General features: G+C 66.6%; 13 protein-coding genes, 1 tRNA gene and 3 rRNA genes. 3 read left to right on the forward strand and 14 right to left on the reverse strand.

Annotated elements, in window-relative coordinates; all coding sequences use genetic code 11:
* The first annotated feature begins 63 nt into the window (after nt 1–63).
* Complete coding sequence (locus ACE1OC_RS11580) at nt 64–2,586, forward strand: SpoIIE family protein phosphatase (RefSeq protein ID WP_407836966.1); 2,523 nt, start codon at nt 64–66, stop codon at nt 2,584–2,586.
* A gap of 20 nt (nt 2,587–2,606) precedes the next feature.
* On the opposite strand, the gene ACE1OC_RS11585 is transcribed toward ACE1OC_RS11580, so the two are convergent.
* The 8 genes from ACE1OC_RS11585 to dapA all read right to left on the reverse strand — a co-directional run bounded on the left by ACE1OC_RS11585 (nt 2,607) and on the right by dapA (nt 12,276).
* Complete coding sequence (locus ACE1OC_RS11585; RefSeq protein WP_407836967.1) at nt 2,607–2,813, reverse strand: hypothetical protein; 207 nt, start codon at nt 2,811–2,813, stop codon at nt 2,607–2,609.
* Nucleotides 2,814–2,983: 170 nt separating this feature from the next.
* Nucleotides 2,984–3,622 (reverse strand): hypothetical protein, encoded by a 639-nt coding sequence (locus ACE1OC_RS11590; RefSeq protein WP_407836968.1) that lies wholly within the window; start codon nt 3,620–3,622, stop codon nt 2,984–2,986.
* A gap of 109 nt (nt 3,623–3,731) precedes the next feature.
* A tRNA-Thr gene (locus ACE1OC_RS11595) sits at nt 3,732–3,807 on the reverse strand.
* 5 nt (nt 3,808–3,812) lie between these two features.
* Nucleotides 3,813–3,930, reverse strand: a 5S ribosomal RNA gene (gene rrf / locus ACE1OC_RS11600).
* Between the two features lie 74 nt (nt 3,931–4,004).
* A 23S ribosomal RNA gene (locus ACE1OC_RS11605) occupies nt 4,005–7,128 on the reverse strand.
* Between the two features lie 286 nt (nt 7,129–7,414).
* Nucleotides 7,415–8,939, reverse strand: a 16S ribosomal RNA gene (locus ACE1OC_RS11610).
* Together the 16S, 23S and 5S rRNA genes with 1 tRNA gene alongside form the textbook arrangement of a ribosomal RNA operon.
* 635 nt (nt 8,940–9,574) lie before the next feature.
* Nucleotides 9,575–11,260: a ribonuclease J gene (locus ACE1OC_RS11615; protein ID WP_399380031.1), complete on the reverse strand. Its 1,686-nt coding sequence runs from the start codon at nt 11,258–11,260 to the stop codon at nt 9,575–9,577.
* 116 nt (nt 11,261–11,376) lie between these two features.
* Nucleotides 11,377–12,276, reverse strand: a complete 900-nt coding sequence (gene dapA, locus ACE1OC_RS11620) for a 4-hydroxy-tetrahydrodipicolinate synthase (RefSeq protein WP_250749196.1) — start codon at nt 12,274–12,276, stop codon at nt 11,377–11,379.
* Nucleotides 12,277–12,696: 420 nt separating this feature from the next.
* Between dapA and ACE1OC_RS11625 the strand changes: the two genes are divergently transcribed.
* Both ACE1OC_RS11625 and ACE1OC_RS11630 read left to right on the forward strand, forming a co-directional pair.
* A complete protein-coding gene (locus tag ACE1OC_RS11625) occupies nt 12,697–12,936 on the forward strand; it encodes a hypothetical protein (protein WP_243337485.1) in 240 nt (79 codons plus the stop codon).
* A gap of 48 nt (nt 12,937–12,984) precedes the next feature.
* The gene (locus ACE1OC_RS11630; RefSeq protein ID WP_407836969.1) at nt 12,985–13,542 is read left to right on the forward strand and encodes a PH domain-containing protein; all 558 of its coding nucleotides are present in this window, start codon (nt 12,985–12,987) and stop codon (nt 13,540–13,542) included.
* A gap of 60 nt (nt 13,543–13,602) precedes the next feature.
* Here ACE1OC_RS11630 and ACE1OC_RS11635 read toward each other — a convergent pair whose 3' ends face one another.
* The 6 genes from ACE1OC_RS11635 to eccD form a co-directional block, all read right to left on the reverse strand.
* Complete coding sequence (locus ACE1OC_RS11635; RefSeq protein WP_266954845.1) at nt 13,603–14,055, reverse strand: hypothetical protein; 453 nt, start codon at nt 14,053–14,055, stop codon at nt 13,603–13,605.
* Nucleotides 14,056–14,074: 19 nt separating this feature from the next.
* Nucleotides 14,075–14,827, reverse strand: coding sequence for a 4-hydroxy-tetrahydrodipicolinate reductase (gene dapB, locus ACE1OC_RS11640; RefSeq protein WP_250749206.1), 753 nt, complete (start codon nt 14,825–14,827; stop codon nt 14,075–14,077).
* A 75-nt stretch (nt 14,828–14,902) separates the two neighbouring features.
* Nucleotides 14,903–16,282, reverse strand: coding sequence for a M16 family metallopeptidase (locus ACE1OC_RS11645; protein ID WP_250749209.1), 1,380 nt, complete (start codon nt 16,280–16,282; stop codon nt 14,903–14,905).
* On the reverse strand, nt 16,279–18,510 hold the full coding sequence (locus tag ACE1OC_RS11650; RefSeq protein ID WP_407841537.1) for a polyribonucleotide nucleotidyltransferase: 2,232 nt from the start codon (nt 18,508–18,510) through the stop codon (nt 16,279–16,281). Before ACE1OC_RS11650 ends, ACE1OC_RS11645 begins: the two co-directional genes overlap by 4 nt.
* Before the next feature lie 297 nt (nt 18,511–18,807).
* Nucleotides 18,808–19,095, reverse strand: a complete 288-nt coding sequence (rpsO, locus tag ACE1OC_RS11655) for a 30S ribosomal protein S15 (protein ID WP_254385843.1) — start codon at nt 19,093–19,095, stop codon at nt 18,808–18,810.
* A gap of 172 nt (nt 19,096–19,267) precedes the next feature.
* Complete coding sequence (gene eccD, locus ACE1OC_RS11660) at nt 19,268–20,773, reverse strand: type VII secretion integral membrane protein EccD (protein WP_407836970.1); 1,506 nt, start codon at nt 20,771–20,773, stop codon at nt 19,268–19,270.
* Nucleotides 20,774–20,876 lie beyond the last annotated feature (103 nt).

A 20,876-nucleotide genomic window follows, 5' to 3' on the forward strand; every position in this document is an offset into this window, starting at 1 on the left:
CACCATGGCGACCGTGAAGGTAAGTAACCTGGCATCCGTTGTCCACCGCGTCGAAGGAGACTTGTGATCACGGCACGGGCGGCTGCCAGTTTCGATCCACAGGGGCGTTCAGTCGCTGCTGCCCGCGCATTCGTCCGCGACACCCTCCAGGGCTGGGGTTTCTCGGACATCGTCGACGACGCGGTGGTCCTCACCAGCGAGCTCGTCACCAACGCCGTGGTCCACGCCGGCACCCGCGCCGAGGTCCTGTGCCTGCGCACCGAGGACGGCGTACGGGTCGAGGTCGCCGACCGCTACCCGGAGCGCGAGCTCCCGCTCCAGCACCCCGGCGAGCGCCCGTACGCCGATCCCGACCGCGAGAACGGCCGCGGGCTCATGCTCTGCGCCGCCCTCGCCACCCGCTGGGGCGTCGAGTACACGGCCACGCACAAGCACGTGTGGTTTCGGCTCGACATGCCGGACCGTCCGGTCGGTACCCGCTCCGCGGGGCCCGTCGTCCCCGACCAGCTCCTCCCCCTGGCCGACAGCCGGGTCCGCGTAGCCGTCCTCCAGATCGACTCCGCCGGCACCGTCTCCGCCTGGAACGAGGACGCCGAGATCATCTTCGGCCACCTCGCCTCGAAGGCGGTCGGCCGCCCGCTCGCCGAGCTCGCCGCCTGGCCGCAGACCCCCGGCACCGGTACCGGCATCGCCGAGGCCCTGCGCCTGTCCCGCTGGGAGGGCAGCTACGGCATCCGCGGCGCCGACGGCCGCGTCATCCCCATCTACGCCTCCCACCTGCGGGTCCGCGATGCCCACGGCGAGCCCTCCATCGTCTGCCTGCTCGTGCACGACGACGAGCGGGCCCTGCTGCAGAGCCCCGTACGGGTCCCCATGGACGGTGGCCAGCTCACCGAGTCCCGCCCCACGGACCCCTTCGAGATCTTCATCGGCTCCCCCGCCCCCGACGACCTCGACGGCCTCCTCCAGCGCACCGTGGAACGCGCCCGCGACCTCCTCGACGCCGACTCCGCCTTCCTCCTCCTCGCCACCGACGACGAGACCGAGCTCGAAGTCCGCGCCACCACCGGCCTGCCCTCCACCCGCCAGCGCTTCGCCCGCGTCCCCGTCGAAGCCGGCACCAACCGGTACGGCAGCGCCCGCATGCCCGCCGTCCACGAGGACCTCGTCGTCGTCCCCGGTGCGGTACCCCTGCTGGAAGCCACCGGCATGCGCTCCGCCATCACCGTCCCCCTCAAGGTCGAAGGCCGCCTGACCGGCTCCCTCGGGGTCGCCGCCGAAGTCCCCGGCCGCTACTCCAACGACGACGCCCTGCGCTTGCAATTCGCCGCGGACCGGATCGCCCTCGCCGTGGAATCGGCCCGCCTCGGCGAGCTCGAACGACTGCGCCGCGGCTCCCTGTCCTTCCTCGTCGAGGCCTCCGACCTCCTCGCCGGCACCCTCGACCGGGACCAGACCCTGGCCCTCATGGCCCAGATGACCGTCCCCACCCTCGCCACCTGGTGCGCCGTCTACACCATCGCCGACCCGGCCTCCGACCCGTTCCTCTCCTACGTCCTGCACGAGGACGAGGAACGCATCGACGGCCTCAAGGCCCTGCTCGCCCAGGTCAGCCCGCCCGAACCGGTCCGCGAGTCCGGCGCCCGTCCCTGGCCCGAGACCTCCCTCGCGGTCGGCGGCGAGACGGTGGTCCTCCCGCTCCTCGCCCGCAACCGCGTCATCGGCATGCTGACCCTCGGCAAGCCCTCCGAGGAGCACTTCCGGCAGGAGATCCTCGAACTCGCCGAGGACCTCTCCCGCCGCGCCGCCCTCGCCCTGGACAACGCCCGCCTGTACTCCGAGCGCACCGCCATCAGCCGCTCGCTCCAGCGCAGCCTGCTGCCGCCCGGCTCCCCGACCATCCCCGGCATCGAGGTCGAGGTCATCTACCGCGCGGCCGGCGAGGGCAACGAGGTGGGCGGCGACTTCTACGACGTCTTCCCGATCCGCCCCGGCGTCTACGGGTTCGCCATCGGCGACGTCTGCGGTACCGGCCCGGAGGCGGCCGCCGTCACGGGCCTGGCCCGCCACGCCCTGCGCCTCCTGGCCCGCGAGGGCCTCGGCGGCCCGGCCGTCCTGGAACGCCTCAACGCGGCGATCCTCGACGAGGGCGACCGCAGCCGCTTCCTCACCCTCCTGTACGGCGAGCTGCACCCGCAGCCCGACGGCGGCGCCCACATGAAGGTCGTCTGCGCGGGTCACCCGCTGCCGCTGCGCCTGCGCCCGAACGGCGAGGTGACCTCCGCCGCCGACCCGCAGCCCCTCCTCGGCGTCCTCGACGACCTGGACCTCTACGAGCAGACCCTCACCCTGGATCCCGGCGACGTGCTCCTCTGCGTCACCGACGGCGTCACCGAACGCCGCGAGGGCACGCGCATGCTCGGCGACGACGGCCTCGCAGAGGTCCTCACCACCTGTACGGGCCTCACCGCCGGCGCCGTCGCCTCCCGCGTCCTGCGCGCGGTGGAACGCTTCGCCGCCGAACCGGCCTCCGACGACATGGCCATCCTCGCCTTCCGCATGCCCCGGCAGCGCGACGGCGACTGAGCACCGTCGCGCCCTTCGCCTCAGCGGCGGGGCCCCGGCACCAGGATCATGAACGACGGGGCCGCCATTTCCCCGGTCCAGGGGGCACTGCCCGTCTCGACGAAGGAATCACGGCCGGCGGCGGACCGGGAAGGGGACACGGACGGGGGCGTGGACGGGGAGGCGCCCTCGGCGGCCAGGGCCGTCCTGAACGTGTGGGCGAGGTGTCGGATCCGGTCGGTGTTCATGAGCGTTCCTCCCGTGGATCGAGGGCCTGGGAACTCCTGCTGATCCCATTGCGCCCCGAGCCCCGCCCCTGGTCACGGCCCGAAGATTCGGGGCTTGACGGGAAGCCCCGGACCCCCCTCACGCACAAAAGGGCCCCCGCCACCAGGCAGAGGCCCTTCCACGCCGTCCCTCAGACGTCGTCCCGACGCGTCAGCGCGATCCCGAGCACGTCCTGAACGTAGCGCTCGACGAACTCGGGCAGCCAAGGGTCACCGGCCATCCGGTCGAAGACCTCCACCAGCCGGTCATCCGGCTGATCGGTCAGCAGCACGATCCGCCAGGTGTTGAGCGGCTGCTCGTCCGTACCCGCGACCCCGTGCTGTACGTGGAACAGCGGCTGGCGGTCGTCCGCGTGCAGGGGCACGCCCTGCACGTCGGAGAAGGTCTCCCGGCCGAGGAAGGTGACCACCTGCTTCTCGTGGTTCAGGTACGTCTCTTCGAGCACGAGTCCGTACACGTCCGGCTCGAGCCACAGCCTCTGCTGCGACTGCCTGACGAACTCTGCTCCCAGCTCCGCACCGGCCCGGCCCGGCACCCAGGCGGAGGCAGAACCCTCCTTGATGACGTACGGAATGAAGGCACCCGGATTGCCGGCCTTCCGGACCTCCATGTCCCAGATCCCCGCCCGGTCCAGGGCCACCGGCTCGGCGACGACGTACCGCTCCCCCAGGATCCGGTTCACGTCCACGTCCGGCAGAACCGCCCGGGTATACCTCTCGTCGGCCCAGGCCTGCTCGAACTCGGCCTCGGCCGGAGTCTGATCCGACATCACGCATTCCTCCCCATGAACAACATCCTCAAGATCAAACCGAAGGATATGCAGGGAGGACTCGGGGAACGCAAAAAGGCCCCCGCCAATGGCGGGGGCCTTCTCGTTTTGGAGCCCTTTAACGGAATCGAACCGTTGACCTTCTCCTTACCATGGAGACGCTCTACCGACTGAGCTAAAAGGGCGGGTTGTTCGGCGGCGTCCTACTCTCCCACAGGGTCCCCCCTGCAGTACCATCGGCGCTGAAAGGCTTAGCTTCCGGGTTCGGAATGTAAACCGGGCGTTTCCCTAACGCTATGACCACCGAAACACTATGAAGTTAACCAACCGGATATGAACACAGTTCGTTACTTCAGAACTAACACAGTGGACGCGAGCAACTGAGGACAAGCCCTCGGCCTATTAGTACCAGTCAGCTCCACCCGTTACCGGGCTTCCACATCTGGCCTATCAACCCAGTCGTCTACTGGGAGCCTTACCCTCTCAAGGAGGTGGGAATACTCATCTTGAAGCAGGCTTCCCGCTTAGATGCTTTCAGCGGTTATCCCTCCCGAACGTAGCCAACCAGCCATGCCCTTGGCAGGACAACTGGCACACCAGAGGTTCGTCCGTCCCGGTCCTCTCGTACTAGGGACAGCCCTTCTCAATATTCCTACGCGCACAGCGGATAGGGACCGAACTGTCTCACGACGTTCTAAACCCAGCTCGCGTACCGCTTTAATGGGCGAACAGCCCAACCCTTGGGACCGACTCCAGCCCCAGGATGCGACGAGCCGACATCGAGGTGCCAAACCATCCCGTCGATATGGACTCTTGGGGAAGATCAGCCTGTTATCCCCGGGGTACCTTTTATCCGTTGAGCGACGGCGCTTCCACAAGCCACCGCCGGATCACTAGTCCCGACTTTCGTCCCTGCTCGACCCGTCGGTCTCACAGTCAAGCTCCCTTGTGCACTTACACTCAACACCTGATTGCCAACCAGGCTGAGGGAACCTTTGGGCGCCTCCGTTACTTTTTGGGAGGCAACCGCCCCAGTTAAACTACCCATCAGACACTGTCCCTGATCCGGATCACGGACCGAGGTTAGACATCCAGCACGACCAGAGTGGTATTTCAACGACGACTCCACAACCACTGGCGTGGCCGCTTCAAAGTCTCCCACCTATCCTACACAAGCCGAACCGAACACCAATATCAAACTATAGTAAAGGTCCCGGGGTCTTTCCGTCCTGCTGCGCGAAACGAGCATCTTTACTCGTAGTGCAATTTCACCGGGCCTATGGTTGAGACAGTCGAGAAGTCGTTACGCCATTCGTGCAGGTCGGAACTTACCCGACAAGGAATTTCGCTACCTTAGGATGGTTATAGTTACCACCGCCGTTTACTGGCGCTTAAGTTCTCAGCTTCGCCACACCGAAATGTGACTAACCGGTCCCCTTAACGTTCCAGCACCGGGCAGGCGTCAGTCCGTATACATCGCCTTACGGCTTCGCACGGACCTGTGTTTTTAGTAAACAGTCGCTTCTCGCTGGTCTCTGCGGCCACCCCCAGCTCACGGAGTAAATCCGATCACCAGGACTGGCCCCCCTTCTCCCGAAGTTACGGGGGCATTTTGCCGAGTTCCTTAACCATAGTTCACCCGAACGCCTCGGTATTCTCTACCTGACCACCTGAGTCGGTTTAGGGTACGGGCCGCCATGAAACTCGCTAGAGGCTTTTCTCGACAGCATAGGATCATCCACTTCACCACAATCGGCTCGGCATCAGGTCTCAGCCTTATATGAGGGACGGATTTGCCTACCCCTCGGCCTACACCCTTACCCCGGGACTACCACCGCCCGGGCTGGACTACCTTCCTGCGTCACCCCATCGCTTACCTACTACAAGTCTGGTTCGCCGGCTCCACCACTTTCCTTTCCCCGAAGGGTCCGGAACGGCTTCACGGGCTTAGCATCGCCTGATTCGATATTGGGCGTTTCAAAGCGGGTACCGGAATATCAACCGGTTGTCCATCGACTACGCCTGTCGGCCTCGCCTTAGGTCCCGACTTACCCTGGGCAGATCAGCTTGACCCAGGAACCCTTAGTCAATCGGCGCACACGTTTCTCACGTGTGTATCGCTACTCATGCCTGCATTCTCACTCGTGAACCGTCCACAACTAGCTTCCGCTGCTGCTTCACCCGGCACACGACGCTCCCCTACCCATCACAGCAGGCGTTGGCCCTATTGCTGCAATGACACGACTTCGGCGGTACGCTTGAGCCCCGCTACATTGTCGGCGCGGAATCACTTGACCAGTGAGCTATTACGCACTCTTTCAAGGGTGGCTGCTTCTAAGCCAACCTCCTGGTTGTCTCTGCGACTCCACATCCTTTCCCACTTAGCGTACGCTTAGGGGCCTTAGTCGATGCTCTGGGCTGTTTCCCTCTCGACCATGGAGCTTATCCCCCACAGTCTCACTGCCACGCTCTCACTTACCGGCATTCGGAGTTTGGCTAAGGTCAGTAACCCGGTAGGGCCCATCGCCTATCCAGTGCTCTACCTCCGGCAAGAAACACGTGACGCTGCACCTAAATGCATTTCGGGGAGAACCAGCTATCACGGAGTTTGATTGGCCTTTCACCCCTAACCACAGGTCATCCCCCAGGTTTTCAACCCTGGTGGGTTCGGTCCTCCACGAAGTCTTACCTCCGCTTCAACCTGCCCATGGCTAGATCACTCCGCTTCGGGTCTAGAGCGTGCAACTCAATCGCCCTATTCGGACTCGCTTTCGCTACGGCTTCCCCACACGGGTTAACCTCGCTACACACCGCTAACTCGCAGGCTCATTCTTCAAAAGGCACGCAGTCACGACCGTTATTCCGAAGAATAACGGCGACGCTCCCACGGCTTGTAGGCACACGGTTTCAGGTACTATTTCACTCCGCTCCCGCGGTACTTTTCACCATTCCCTCACGGTACTATCCGCTATCGGTCACCAGGGAATATTTAGGCTTAGCGGGTGGTCCCGCCAGATTCACACGGGATTTCTCGGGCCCCGTGCTACTTGGGAGATTCTTAAGCAAGCCGCTGATGTTTCGTCTACGGGGGTCTTACCCTCTACGCCGGACCTTTCGCATGTCCTTCGACTACATCAACGGTTTCTGACTCGCCGACCGGCCGGCAGACCGATCAAAAGAATTCCCACAACCCCGCATGCGCAACCCCTGCCGGGTATCACACGCATACGGTTTGGCCTCATCCGGTTTCGCTCGCCACTACTCCCGGAATCACGGTTGTTTTCTCTTCCTGCGGGTACTGAGATGTTTCACTTCCCCGCGTTCCCTCCACACTGCCTATGTGTTCAGCAGTGGGTGACAGCCCATGACGACTGCCGGGTTTCCCCATTCGGACACCCCCGGATCAAAGCTCAGTTGGCAGCTCCCCGGGGCCTATCGCGGCCTCTCACGTCCTTCATCGGTTCCTGGTGCCAAGGCATCCACCGTGCGCCCTTAAAAACTTGGCCTACAGATGCTCGCGTCCACTGTGTAGTTCTCAAGCAACGACCAGCCACCCATCACCCCACCAGACAAGCTGGCGAGTTCACTGGGGCCGGCATCGCGAAGATAAAGCCTTACGGCCGTACCCTCAGATACCCAACAACGTGCCAAGCACGATCCCCCGTCAGTGAGTCACTTTCCACGCCGAAGCAGTACTTGTGATCCATCCAGGAAACCGTGCCAACTAATCAACGTTCCACCCTGAGCTGACCGTGCAGAACGTTTGTCTGCAATCGGTACTGTGCTCCTTAGAAAGGAGGTGATCCAGCCGCACCTTCCGGTACGGCTACCTTGTTACGACTTCGTCCCAATCGCCAGTCCCACCTTCGACAGCTCCCTCCCTTACGGGTTGGGCCACCGGCTTCGGGTGTTACCGACTTTCGTGACGTGACGGGCGGTGTGTACAAGGCCCGGGAACGTATTCACCGCAGCAATGCTGATCTGCGATTACTAGCAACTCCGACTTCATGGGGTCGAGTTGCAGACCCCAATCCGAACTGAGACCGGCTTTTTGAGATTCGCTCCACCTCACGGTATCGCAGCTCATTGTACCGGCCATTGTAGCACGTGTGCAGCCCAAGACATAAGGGGCATGATGACTTGACGTCGTCCCCACCTTCCTCCGAGTTGACCCCGGCGGTCTCCTGTGAGTCCCCATCACCCCGAAGGGCATGCTGGCAACACAGGACAAGGGTTGCGCTCGTTGCGGGACTTAACCCAACATCTCACGACACGAGCTGACGACAGCCATGCACCACCTGTATACCGACCACAAGGGGGGCACTATCTCTAATGCTTTCCGGTATATGTCAAGCCTTGGTAAGGTTCTTCGCGTTGCGTCGAATTAAGCCACATGCTCCGCTGCTTGTGCGGGCCCCCGTCAATTCCTTTGAGTTTTAGCCTTGCGGCCGTACTCCCCAGGCGGGGAACTTAATGCGTTAGCTGCGGCACCGACGACGTGGAATGTCGCCAACACCTAGTTCCCAACGTTTACGGCGTGGACTACCAGGGTATCTAATCCTGTTCGCTCCCCACGCTTTCGCTCCTCAGCGTCAGTAATGGCCCAGAGATCCGCCTTCGCCACCGGTGTTCCTCCTGATATCTGCGCATTTCACCGCTACACCAGGAATTCCGATCTCCCCTACCACACTCTAGCTAGCCCGTATCGAATGCAGACCCGAGGTTAAGCCTCGGGCTTTCACATCCGACGTGACAAGCCGCCTACGAGCTCTTTACGCCCAATAATTCCGGACAACGCTTGCGCCCTACGTATTACCGCGGCTGCTGGCACGTAGTTAGCCGGCGCTTCTTCTGCAGGTACCGTCACTTTCGCTTCTTCCCTGCTGAAAGAGGTTTACAACCCGAAGGCCGTCATCCCTCACGCGGCGTCGCTGCATCAGGCTTTCGCCCATTGTGCAATATTCCCCACTGCTGCCTCCCGTAGGAGTCTGGGCCGTGTCTCAGTCCCAGTGTGGCCGGTCGCCCTCTCAGGCCGGCTACCCGTCGTCGCCTTGGTGGGCCATTACCCCACCAACAAGCTGATAGGCCGCGGGCTCATCCTTCACCGCCGGAGCTTTTAACCCCCGCCCATGCAGGCAGGAGTGTTATCCGGTATTAGACCCCGTTTCCAGGGCTTGTCCCAGAGTGAAGGGCAGATTGCCCACGTGTTACTCACCCGTTCGCCACTAATCCACCCCGAAGGGCTTCATCGTTCGACTTGCATGTGTTAAGCACGCCGCCAGCGTTCGTCCTGAGCCAGGATCAAACTCTCCATGAATGTTTACCCGTAATCGGGTGCACACGCACTTAGAGCGGGACAGTCATGTCGGAATAAGACCGACCGTCCACTGCGTCCTCGCTGTGTAATTGCCTGCAAGCACCACAGCCGAAGCTGCGACCTCACAGGTCTTTTTCAAAGGAACCTCATCCACCGAAATGGACGGGGTATCAACTTTTTGGCGTTGATTTTTGGCACGCTGTTGAGTTCTCAAGGAACGGACGCTTCCTTTGTACTCACCCTCTCGGGCTTTCCTCCGGGCTTTCGTTCTGTTCTGTTCTTGCGTTTCAGACTCTATCAGAGTCTGTCTCGCTTGTTTTCCGCCTTCCAGTTCTTCGCTTTCGCGTTTCCCTTTCCGGCGATTCCAACTCTACCAGATCATTTCCGTGCCCTGCTTCTCGAAAGTCGCAGTCGGCTTGGATTTGAATTGGACGGCCATTGGAGAGCCATTCCCTTTCGGGCGAGCCAGACTTTATCAGGTTTCCCTGCTCTGGAATCCCACCCGCCCGCATCGACACGGCCGGGCACACGTGTGTGCCGGGGGGTCGTGCGAGGTGGAGACGTAAACGTACTGGAGCGGGGCCCCCGGATGCAAATCCGGTTGCCCCGCTCCGGTGTGGTCGCTACGGCGAGGGTCAGACCTCGACGACGACCGGGAGGATCATCGGGCGGCGGCGGTAGCCGTCCGAGACCCACTTGCCCATCGTGCGACGGATGAGCTGCTGGATCTGGTGCGGCTCGGCGACGCCGTCGGCCGCGGCGCGGGCGATGGCTTCCTCGATCTTCGGCAGGACGGACGCGAACGCCGAGTCCTCGATGCCGGAGCCGCGGGCCTGGATGTTCGGGCCGCTGACGATCTTGCCCGTGGTGCTGTCCACCACGACGTAGACCGAGATGATGCCCTCGTCACCGAGGATCTTGCGGTCCTTGAGGTGGGCTTCGGTGACGTCGCCGACCGAGAGGCCGTCCACGTAGACGTAGCCGGCCTGGACCTTGCCCGAGATGCGGGCCTTGCCGTCGATGAGGTCGACGACGACGCCGTCCTCGGCGATGACGATGCGGTCCTTCGGTACGCCCGTCAGGGCTCCGAGCTCTGCGTTGGCGCGCAGGTGGCGCCATTCGCCGTGGACCGGCATCAGGTTCCGCGGCTTGCAGATGTTGTAGAAGTACAGCAGCTCGCCCGCGGAGGCGTGGCCGGAGACGTGCACCTTGGCGTTGCCCTTGTGCACGACGTTGGCGCCCCAGCGGGTCAGGCCGTTGATCACGCGGTAGACCGCGTTCTCGTTGCCCGGGATGAGCGACGAGGCCAGGATGACCGTGTCGCCCGGGACGATCCGGATCTGGTGGTCGCGGTTCGCCATGCGGGACAGGGCCGCCATCGGCTCGCCCTGCGAACCCGTGCAGACCAGGACGACCTCGTGGGGCGGCAGGTCGTCGAGGGTCTTGACGTCCACGACCAGGCCGGCCGGAACCTTCAGGTAGCCCAGGTCGCGCGCGATGCCCATGTTGCGGACCATCGAGCGGCCGACGAAGGCGACCCTGCGGCCGTACTCGTGAGCGGCGTCGAGGATCTGCTGGATGCGGTGCACGTGGCTCGCGAAGCTCGCCACGATGATCCGGTTGTTGGCGTTGGCGAACACCGTGCGCAGGACGTTGGAGATCTCGCGCTCGGGCGGGACGAAGCCCGGCACCTCGGCGTTCGTCGAGTCCGAGAGGAGAAGGTCGATGCCCTCTTCGCTCAGACGCGCGAAGGCGTGCAGGTCGGTGAGGCGGTTGTCCAGCGGGAGCTGGTCCATCTTGAAGTCGCCGGTGCACACGACCATGCCGGCGCCGGTGCGGATGGCCACGGCCAGGGCGTCCGGGATGGAGTGGTTGACCGCGACGAACTCGCAGTCGAAGGGGCCGAGGTTCTCGCGCTCGCCTTCCTTCACCTCGAGGGTGTAGGGGCGGATGCGGTGCTCCTGGAGCTTGGCCTCGATGAGCGCCAGCGTCAGCTTGGAGCCGATCAGCGGGATGTCCGGCTTCTCCCGGAGGAGGTAGGGGACGGCGCCGATGTGGTCTTCGTGGCCGTGCGTGAGGACGATGCCCTCGATGTCGTCGAGGCGATCCCGGATGGACGAGAAGTCCGGCAGGATCAGGTCGATGCCCGGCTGCTCCTCTTCGGGGAAGAGGACACCGCAGTCGACGATGAGCAGGCGGCCGTCGAACTCGAAGACGGTCATGTTGCGGCCGATCTCACCGAGCCCGCCCAGGGGGGTGACCCGAAGGCCGCCCTTGGGGAGCTTCGGCGGCGGACCGAGTTCAGGATGCGGATGGCTCAAAAGGTTCTCCTTCACCACGCGCGGCCACGTACCCGTCGAGGCACGTGGCGCGCATGTCATTCGTGCACTTGCTGTTGTCTTGTGTGGTTCTGCTTATTCAGTTGTGAAGTCTGATGTCAGAGCTGTACCCCGCCGGCGGCAAGATCGATCTTGAGCTGCGCCGTCTCTTCGGCGGTCAGCTCGACCAGCGGGAGCCGCAGCGGGCCCGCGGGCAGGCCCTGCAGGTTCAGCGCGCCCTTGGTGGTGATCACACCCTGGGTGCGGAACATGCCGGTGAAGACGGGGAGCAGCTTCTGGTGGATCTCGGTGGCCTTCTGGACGTCGCCGCCCAGGTGGGCCTCGAGCATCTCGCGGAGCTCGGGGGTGACCACGTGACCGACCACGGAGACGAAGCCGCACGCGCCGACCGACAGGAGCGGCAGGTTCAGCATGTCGTCACCGGAGTACCAGGCCAGGCCGCTCTGTGCGATGGCCCAGCTGGCGCGTCCGAGGTCGCCCTTGGCGTCCTTGTTGGCAACGATACGGGGGTGCTCGGCCAGCCGGACGAGTGTTTCCGTATTGATCGGGACACCGCTGCGGCCCGGGATGTCGTAGAGCATGACCGGGAGCTCGGTGGCGTCGGCGATCGCCGTGAAGTGCCGGAAGAGGCCCTCCTGCGGCGGCTTGCTGTAGTACGGGGTGACCGCGAGCAGGCCGTGAGCGCCGGTGCGCTCGGCCTGGCGGGCCAGCTCGAGGGTGTGACGGGTGTCATTGGTGCCGATGCCGGCGACCACGTGGGCCCGGTCTCCGACCGCTTCGAGTACGGCTCGTACGAGGTCGTTTTTCTCCGCGTCAGTGGTGGTCGGCGACTCACCGGTGGTTCCGTTGATGATCAGGCCGTCGTTGCCTGCGTCCACCAAGTGGACGGCGAGCTGCTGCGCGCCGTCGAGGTCAAGTGCGCCATCCGCCGTAAACGGCGTGATCATGGCGGTGAGGACCCGCCCGAAGGGGGTCTGCGGAGTCGAGATCGGAGCCATGGGTAACACGCTACTCGCTGCCATGCTCGCGGTGTCCCCTCGGGGGACGTGATGAGGGTGTTGGAGCCCGGCACTGCCTGCTCGGGGGTTCAAGCAGTGCCGGGTCCGTTTGATCAGCCTAGATGAACTTTACGAAACGTGGCAATACGGACACTTCAGACTTGTTCCGTACATCCGTGCGGACCCGGAAGATCCACACATACGGGGCACTGCGGGCGGCGGGGCCGAACGGGCGGTCGGGGGTCCACCGCGCTCCCGGGCTGCCGAGCCGCTGCATGAGCTGACGCAGCGCCATAAAATTTGGTTAATGTCCCGAAAATCGGCACCGATCGGGCCTTTCGCACGTCCTACTTCGTAGAACGTCCGCCCGTCCCGCCACTCACGCCCCAAGGGCCCTGACCCCGAGGAGAGTCGTTCCCCATGTTCCGCCGGCGCGAACCCGTCCCGTTCGCCTTCGTCGCCGAGGCCGACCGATTCCGCAGCAACGTCACTCCTCCGCCGCGCGAGAGTTTGAGCAAGACCCAGATCGCCGCCCGTAGTCTGGTCGGACTGACCGTCGTCGCGGGGCTCGTCGGGTCCCTGCTCTTCGGCATCCCCGCACTGCAGCCGAGCCACGCACCGGCGAAGTCGCAGCAGTCGGAGGCCTCCGAGGGGCGGTAGCCTCACGGGCACAGCCCAACCGAACGTGCATGTGAGTGAGGTCCTGCCGTGCCCCTGCCCTTCCTGACGGCCGACGGCGCATTCGACGCGCACGACACCGGGGAGACGCTCCCCTACGAAGACCCCGACCGCTGGCGTCGCCCCTACCGTCCGGGGCCCTGGCGGGTGGCCATCGCCGCCGTGCTGCTCCTGCTCGGCTCGTTCATGCTGTTCGCCACCGTGATCATCGTGGCGGCCGGCACCTGGACCGGCGCCCTGGGCGGTCTGCTCGCCTCGCTCGCCGTGGTCGGCTCCGCCCTGCGGCTGCTGCGCACGGGCGTCTGGGTGAGCCCCAAGGGGCTGCGCGTGGCGGGGTTCTTCACGACCCGCTCGATCCCCTGGAGCCAGGTCGGCGAGGTCCGCACCGTGCAGCAGCCCGTGCGCTGGCTCGGACTGCCGAGGACCGTGCAGGGCCAGGCCCTGACGGTCGCCGCGCGCGGCGGAGCCGAGCTGCCGGTGCTGCTGACCGACCACAACGCCGATTTCCTGTCGCGGACCGAGGCCTTCGACCGGGCCGCCGGCTCGGTCGAGGCCTGGGCCGACGAGTACCGGGCCGTACCGGTCTGAGGCAGTCCGCCCCAGCGCCCCCGAGAGGGCGTCACACCCGCACGGGAAGCCCGTACAGGCTCAGGCTTGTACGGGCTTTCCGTCGTGCAGGGAGATGGCCCGCTGCATGGCCTTGCGGGCCCGCGGGGTGTCGCGGGCGTCGTGGTAGGCGATGGCGAGGCGGAACCAGCTGCGCCAGTCCCCCGGCGCGTCCTCCGTCTCGGCCCTGCGGCGCGCGAAGACCTCGTCGGCCGAGTCCCGCAGGATCCGGCCGTACTTGTCCCGCTCCAGCTCGTCCACGGGCAGTCCGCCCTCGGCCTCCAGCTCGGCTCCGAGCTGGTTGGCCTTGGTGACGAACTGGGTGTTCTTCCAGAGGAACCAGACGCCGATGACCGGCAGGATCAGAACCGCCACCCCGAAGGTGACGGTGAGCCAGGTCCCGTGCCGGATCAGCATCAGGCCCCGGCTGCCGACCAGGACGAAGTACACGACCAGGACCGCGGCCGTGATGAAGTAGAGGATCTTCGCGCGCATGGGTGCAGCCGCCTGCTCGTCAGCCGAGTTCGAGGAAGTTTTCCAGGCCGAAGGTGAGGCCCGGGGTCTGCGTCACGCGGCGTGCGCCGAGCAGGATGCCCGGCATGAAGCTGCTGTGGTGCAGGGAGTCGTGACGGATGGTCAGGGTCTCGCCCTCGCCGCCGAGGAGCACCTCCTGGTGGGCCAGCAGCCCGCGGAGGCGGATCGCGTGCACCGGGACCCCGTCGACGTCCGCGCCGCGCGCGCCGTCGAGGGCGGTGGCGGTGGCGTCGGGCTGCGCGCCGAGGCCGGCCTCGGCGCGGGCGGCCGCGATGAGCTGCGCCGTACGGGTCGCTGTGCCGGAGGGGGCGTCGACCTTGTTCGGGTGGTGCAGCTCGACGACCTCGACGGACTCGAAGTACCGGGCCGCCTGAGCGGCGAACTTCATCGTGAGGACGGCGCCGATGGAGAAGTTCGGCGCGATGAGCACACCGGTCGCCGGGGAAGCGGCGAGCCAGGTGTTCAGCCGGGCGAGGCGGTCCTCGGTCCAGCCGGTGGTGCCGACCACTCCGTGGATGCCGTGGCGGACGAGGAACTCCAGGTTCTCCATCACCGAGGCGGGGGTGGTCAGCTCGACCGCGACCTGGGCGCCGGCCTCGGCCAGCGTCTCCAGCTTGTCTCCGCGGCCGAGGGCGGCCACCAGTTCCATGTCCTCGGCGGCCTCGACGGCCTTGACCGCCTCGGAGCCGATGCGGCCCTGGGCGCCGAGAACTGCCACGCGCAGCTTGCTCATGTCATTCCTTAAAGTGCGTACGGACCCGGGCCCTGTCCCGGGGCCCGGGCAACGTGCTCCTGAGGGTTCGCCCGGCTAGGCGACGGCCTCGTCCAGACGGGCCGCCTGCTTCTCCTTCAGCGGGCCGATCACCGCGAGCGAGGGCCGCTGGGCCAGGACGTCCTGCGCGACCGAGCGCACTTCGTCCGGGGTGACGGCCGCGATCCGGGCCAGCAGGTCGTCGACCGACATCTGGTCGCCCCAGCACAGCTCGCTCTTGCCGATGCGGTTCATGATCGCGCCGGTGTCCTCCAGGCCGAGGACGGTGGAGCCGGACAGCTGGCCGACGGCCCGCCGGATCTCCTCGTCGGTGAGCCCGTCGGCGGCGACCTTGTCCAGCTCGTCCCGGCAGATCCGCAGTACGTCGTGGACCTGGTTGGGGCGGCAGCCGGCGTAGACGCCGAAGAGGCCGGTGTCGGCGAAGCCCGAGGTGTACGAGTACACGCTGTAGGCGAGGCCGCGCTTCTCCCGGACCTCCTGGAAGAGGCGGGAGGACATGCCGCCGCCGAGCGCGGTGTTCAGTACGCCCAGCGCCCAGCGGCGCTCGTCGGTGCGGGCCAGGGCCGGCATGCCGAGGACCACGTGGGCCTGCTCGGTCTTGCGGTTGACCAGCTCGACGCGGCCGGAGGTGCGGATCCGCTTGGTGCCCGAGCGGGGACCGACCGGTTCGGCGTCGGTGCGGGTCAGGGCACCGGCCTTCTCGAAGGCCGCGCGGACCTGGCGTACGACCTTGTTGTGGTCGACGTTGCCCGCGGCCGCCACGACCAGGTGGGTGGGGTCGTAGTGCTTCTTGTAGAAGCGGCGGATCCGGTCGGCGGTGAGCGCGTTGATCGTGTCGACGGTGCCGAGGACGGGGCGCCCGAGCGGGGTGTCCCCGTACATCGTCTGGGCGAACAGGTCGTGGACCATGTCGCCCGGGTCGTCCTCGGTCATCGCGATCTCTTCGAGGATGACTCCGCGCTCGGCGTCGACATCGGATTCGAGGATCAGCGAGCCGGTGAGCATGTCGCACACGACGTCGATGGCCAGCGGCAGGTCGGTGTCGAGCACCCGCGCGTAGTAGCAGGTGTACTCCTTCGCCGTGAAGGCGTTCATCTCGCCGCCGACCGCGTCGATCGCGGAGGAGATGTCGAGGGCACTGCGCTTCTCGGTGCCCTTGAAGAGGAGGTGCTCCAGGTAGTGCGTGGCGCCGTTGAGCGTGGGCGTCTCGTCCCGGGAGCCGACGTGCGCCCAGATCCCGAAGGTGGCGGAGCGGACGGACGGCAGGGTCTCGGTGACGACGCGCAGGCCGCCGGGGAGGACCGTGCGGCGGACGGTGCCGATGCCGCCTGCGCCCTTGAGCAGTGTTTGGGTACGGGCGACGGCCCGCCCCTCCGAAGAGGGGCGGGCCGTCACACGGGAACTACGCGACGTCACTTGTCGGAGTCGTCCTTGCCTGCGTCATCGGAGGCATCACCGGCTGCCTCGCCGTCGATGACGGGGACCAGCGAGAGCTTGCCGCGGGAGTCGATCTCCGCGATCTCGACCTGGACCTTGGTGCCGACCGCGAGCACGTCCTCGACGTTCTCCACGCGCTTGCCACCGGCGAGCTTGCGGATCTGCGAGATGTGCAGCAGGCCGTCCTTGCCGGGCATGAGGGAGACGAAGGCACCGAAGGTGGTGGTCTTGACGACCGTACCCAGGTAACGCTCGCCGACCTCCGGCATGGTCGGGTTGGCGATCTGGTTGATCGTGGCGCGCGCGGCCTCGGCGGCCGGGCCGTCGGCGGCACCGATGTAGATGGTGCCGTCGTCCTCGATCGTGATCTCGGCGCCGGTGTCCTCCTGGATCTGGTTGATCATCTTGCCCTTGGGGCCGATGACCTCACCGATCTTGTCCACCGGGATCTTGACGGTGATGATCCGGGGGGCGAACGGGGACATGGCGTCCGGCGTGTCGATCGCTTCCATCATCACGTCGAGGATGTGGAGGCGGGCGTCGCGGGCCTGCTTGAGGGCGGCGGCCAGAACCGAGGCCGGGATGCCGTCGAGCTTGGTGTCCAGCTGGAGCGCGGTGACGAACTCCTTGGTGCCGGCGACCTTGAAGTCCATGTCGCCGAAGGCGTCCTCCGCACCGAGGATGTCGGTGAGGGCGACGTAGTGGGTCTTGCCGTCGATCTCCTGCGAGATCAGGCCCATGGCGATACCGGCGACGGGGGCCTTGAGGGGCACACCGGCGTTCAGCAGCGACATGGTGGAGGCGCAGACCGAGCCCATGGACGTCGAGCCGTTGGAGCCGAGAGCCTCGGACACCTGGCGGATCGCGTAGGGGAACTCCTCGCGCGTCGGCAGGACCGGCACGATCGCGCGCTCGGCGAGCGCGCCGTGGCCGATCTCACGGCGCTTCGGCGAACCGACACGGCCGGTCTCGCCGACCGAGTACGGCGGGAAGTTGTAGTTGTGCATGTAGCGCTTGCGGGTCACCGGGGAGAGGGTGTCCAGCTGCTGCTCCATGCGGAGCATGTTGAGGGTGGTGACGCCCAGGATCTGGGTCTCGCCACGCTCGAACAGCGCCGAGCCGTGCACGCGCGGGATGGCCTCGACCTCGGCGGCGAGGGTACGGATGTCCGTGATCCCGCGGCCGTCGATGCGGACCTTGTCCTTGATGACGCGCTCGCGGACCAGAGCCTTGGTGAGGCTGCGGTACGCGGCGGAGATCTCCTTCTCGCGGCCTTCGAAGGCCGGGAGGAGCTTCTCGGCGGCGATCTCCTTGACGCGGTCCAGCTCGGTCTCGCGGTCCTGCTTGCCCGCGATGGTCAGCGCCTGGGAGAGCTCGCCCTTCACCGCGGCCGAGAGGGCCTCGTAGACGTCGTCCTGGTAGTCCAGGAAGACCGGGAACTCGCCCTCGGGCTTGGCGGCCTTGGCGGCCAGGTCGGCCTGGGCCTTGCAGAGGACCTTGATGAAGGGCTTCGAGGCGTCGAGGCCGGCGGCCACGACCTCCTCGGTCGGCGCCTCGGCGCCGCCCTTGACCAGGGCGATGGTCTTCTCGGTGGCCTCGGCCTCGACCATCATGATCGCGACGTCGCCGTCCTCGAGCACGCGGCCCGCGACGACCATGTCGAAGACGGCGTCCTCGAGCTCGGTGTGCGTCGGGAAGGCGACCCACTGACCGCGGATCAGCGCGACGCGGACGCCGCCGATCGGGCCGGAGAAGGGCAGGCCGGCCAGCTGGGTGGACGCGGAGGCGGCGTTGATCGCCACGACGTCGTACAGGTGGTCGGGGTTGAGCGCCATGATCGTCGCGACGACCTGGATCTCGTTGCGCAGGCCCTTCTTGAAGGACGGGCGCAGCGGGCGGTCGATCAGGCGACAGGTGAGGATCGCGTCCTCGGAGGGGCGACCCTCGCGGCGGAAGAAGGAGCCGGGGATCTTGCCGGCCGCGTACTGCCGCTCCTCGACGTCCACCGTCAGGGGGAAGAAGTCGAGCTGGTCCTTGGGCTTCTTCGACGCGGTGGTGGCGGAAAGCACCATCGTGTCGTCGTCCAGGTAGGCAACGGCGGAGCCGGCGGCCTGGCGGGCCAGACGGCCCGTCTCGAAGCGGATGGTGCGGGTGCCGAAGGAACCGTTGTCAATGACGGCCTCGGCGTAGTGGGTCTCGTTCTCCACTAGCGTTTTCTCCATTTTCGTCGTCTCCGTCCGCCACCCGTGTGGTGGTGGACGGTTGCGGAGAAGCGCGCCTTGGGTGCGGGCCGGTCTTCGATCGAAGCAGCCGGGCGAAGCCGCGTGCGGGCTTTCCGGATGCCACTACCGAGGACCGGCGGCGTAGGGAGGGCGCTCCTCCTCTTCGGTTGTGCGCGTCTTACGACGTGGACGCCTCCAGACTACAAAGCGTCCGGTACGTCGCGCACGTACAGCAAAGGGAGCGGCCCACTCAATGTGGGAACCGCTCCCTTCACAGCGTCTTTACTTGGCGCCGGCCGCACCGCGGCGGATGCCGAGGCGCTCGACCAGCGTACGGAAGCGCTGGATGTCCTTCTTGGCCAGGTACTGCAGCAGGCGGCGACGCTGGCCGACCAGGATCAGCAGACCACGACGGGAGTGGTGGTCGTGCTTGTGCGACTTCAGGTGCTCGGTCAGGTCCGAGATGCGGCGGGACAGCATCGCGACCTGGACCTCGGGGGAGCCGGTGTCGCCCTCCTTGGCACCAAACTCTGCGATGATCTGCTTCTTGACTGCGGCGTCGAGCGGCACGCGTACTCCTCGTAATAGGTCTTCGTAGCCACCGAGTGCCCCAGGTCGAATTCTCTGGGGATCTTCCGTAACTCGGGAGGCGGGGTCCGCTGAGCGCAGCCTCCAGATGATTCCGGGGGCGCGTACACAAACGGCCGTCACACAGCGTACCAGGCTGCCGCAGCCCCTCGTCTCAGCTGGTGAGAGCGCGGGCCCGGGCGTAGACGTCGAGCACGGCCAGGGCCAGCGGGACCAGGCTGAGGAGGACCGCCGCCTCGGTGAGGTCGAGCAGCCGCCCCCAGAAGGGTGACAGACCCTTGCGGGGAATGACCAATGCAATTCCGGCGAAGAGGGCCGCACCGGCGGCGACGGCGGCGGAGAGCCAGAGCGTACGGATCTCCAGGCCGCTGTGGTCCCCGTACAGGGCGAGCTCCCGGAGCAGGGCGGCCGGCGGGTGCATGGCGAGGCCCAGGACGAGCAGGCCCAGGGCGGCGAAGCCGGCCACGAGGGTGCAGGCGACCTGCGAGGTGTAGCGGAAGAGGCGCGCGCGCAGCAGCATGGCGAGGCCCGTCGCCAGGGCCAGGAGCCGGGCCCAGGTGTTGTCCGAGAAGCCGAGGACGGCGGCCGAGCCGACGGCGACGGCGGCGCAGCCGCCGACGAGGCCGAGGAGCATCTCGTGGCCGCGGCGGGCCTGGGCGGCGATGGCCTCGGCGTCGAGGGGGGCTCCGGAGTCGTGCCCGTCGGCGGCGGAGCGCTCACCGTACGGCTCGCTCTCGTAGCGGTCCGGAGCCTCGTACTCGGCGGTCGCGCTCTGCGGGGCGGCGTAGCCGATGGGGAGGCGGGCGAAGCGGGCGGAGAAGCCGGGGAGGAAGGCGACGAGGCCGATGGCCGCGGGGGCGCAGACGGCCGCGGCGGAGGTCGCGCCGGCGTCGGCGGCGATGGCGGCGAACGTGGCCAGGGTCCCGGTGGCGGCGAGGAAGGTCGTCGCGACGAAGGGGGCGTCGCCGTCGGGGGTGAGCGCGACGAGGGCGACGGAGGCGACGAGCACGCAGACGCAGCCGAGGAGGAACTGGAGCCGGCCGGGGCCCTGGCCCGCGGCGGGGGCGATGATGCCGGCGCCGGCGAGCAGCAGGTGCGGTACGGCGGCGAGCCCGAGGGCGACGGCGGAGCCGCGGTCGCGGTAGACCCGGGCGCGGACGCCCGCGGCGGCGGTGAGGAGCACGCCGACGGAGCCGGCGATGATGCCGGGCAGTCCGTGCATGTCGTGCAGGACGGGGTCGGCGTACCAGAGGACGAAGCCGAGGAGGACGAAGAGGACGGCCGCGCCGGTCAGGCCCGCGCCGCGCAGCATGTCGTCGCTCCAGCGGTGGCGGTCGCGCACCACGGCGGCGGCGACGGCGTCGGAGACGTCGTCGAAGACGGCGGGGGGCAGGGATTCCGCGAAGGGGCGCAGGCTCAGCACTTCGCCGTCGAGGACCTGCTGGGCCGCGAGGGTGCGGGCGCCGTCGAGGACGGTGCCGGAGCGCAGGACCAGGTGGAAGCCGGTGGGTGCGCCGACGGGCTGGGTCTGGCCGGTGAGGCGCAGCAGCTCGGGGTAGATGTCGGCGACGGCGATGTCCTCGGGGAGGGCGACGTCTATGCGGCTGTCGGGAGCCACGACGGTGACCCTGCGGAAGCCGGTCGCCTCGGCGGTGTTCACCTGATGCCCCCCGGTGGGTGTGTGCGTTGGTGTGCGTGCGGGTGCGCCGGTGACGGTGGTCCGCCCGCCGGTGCGCAGCCGATTCGCGGATGCGCATGCCGCG

The sequence above is a fragment of the Streptomyces stoeckheimensis genome (assembly GCF_045822005.1).
Classification (GTDB): Bacteria; Actinomycetota; Actinomycetes; order Streptomycetales; family Streptomycetaceae; genus Streptomyces; species Streptomyces stoeckheimensis.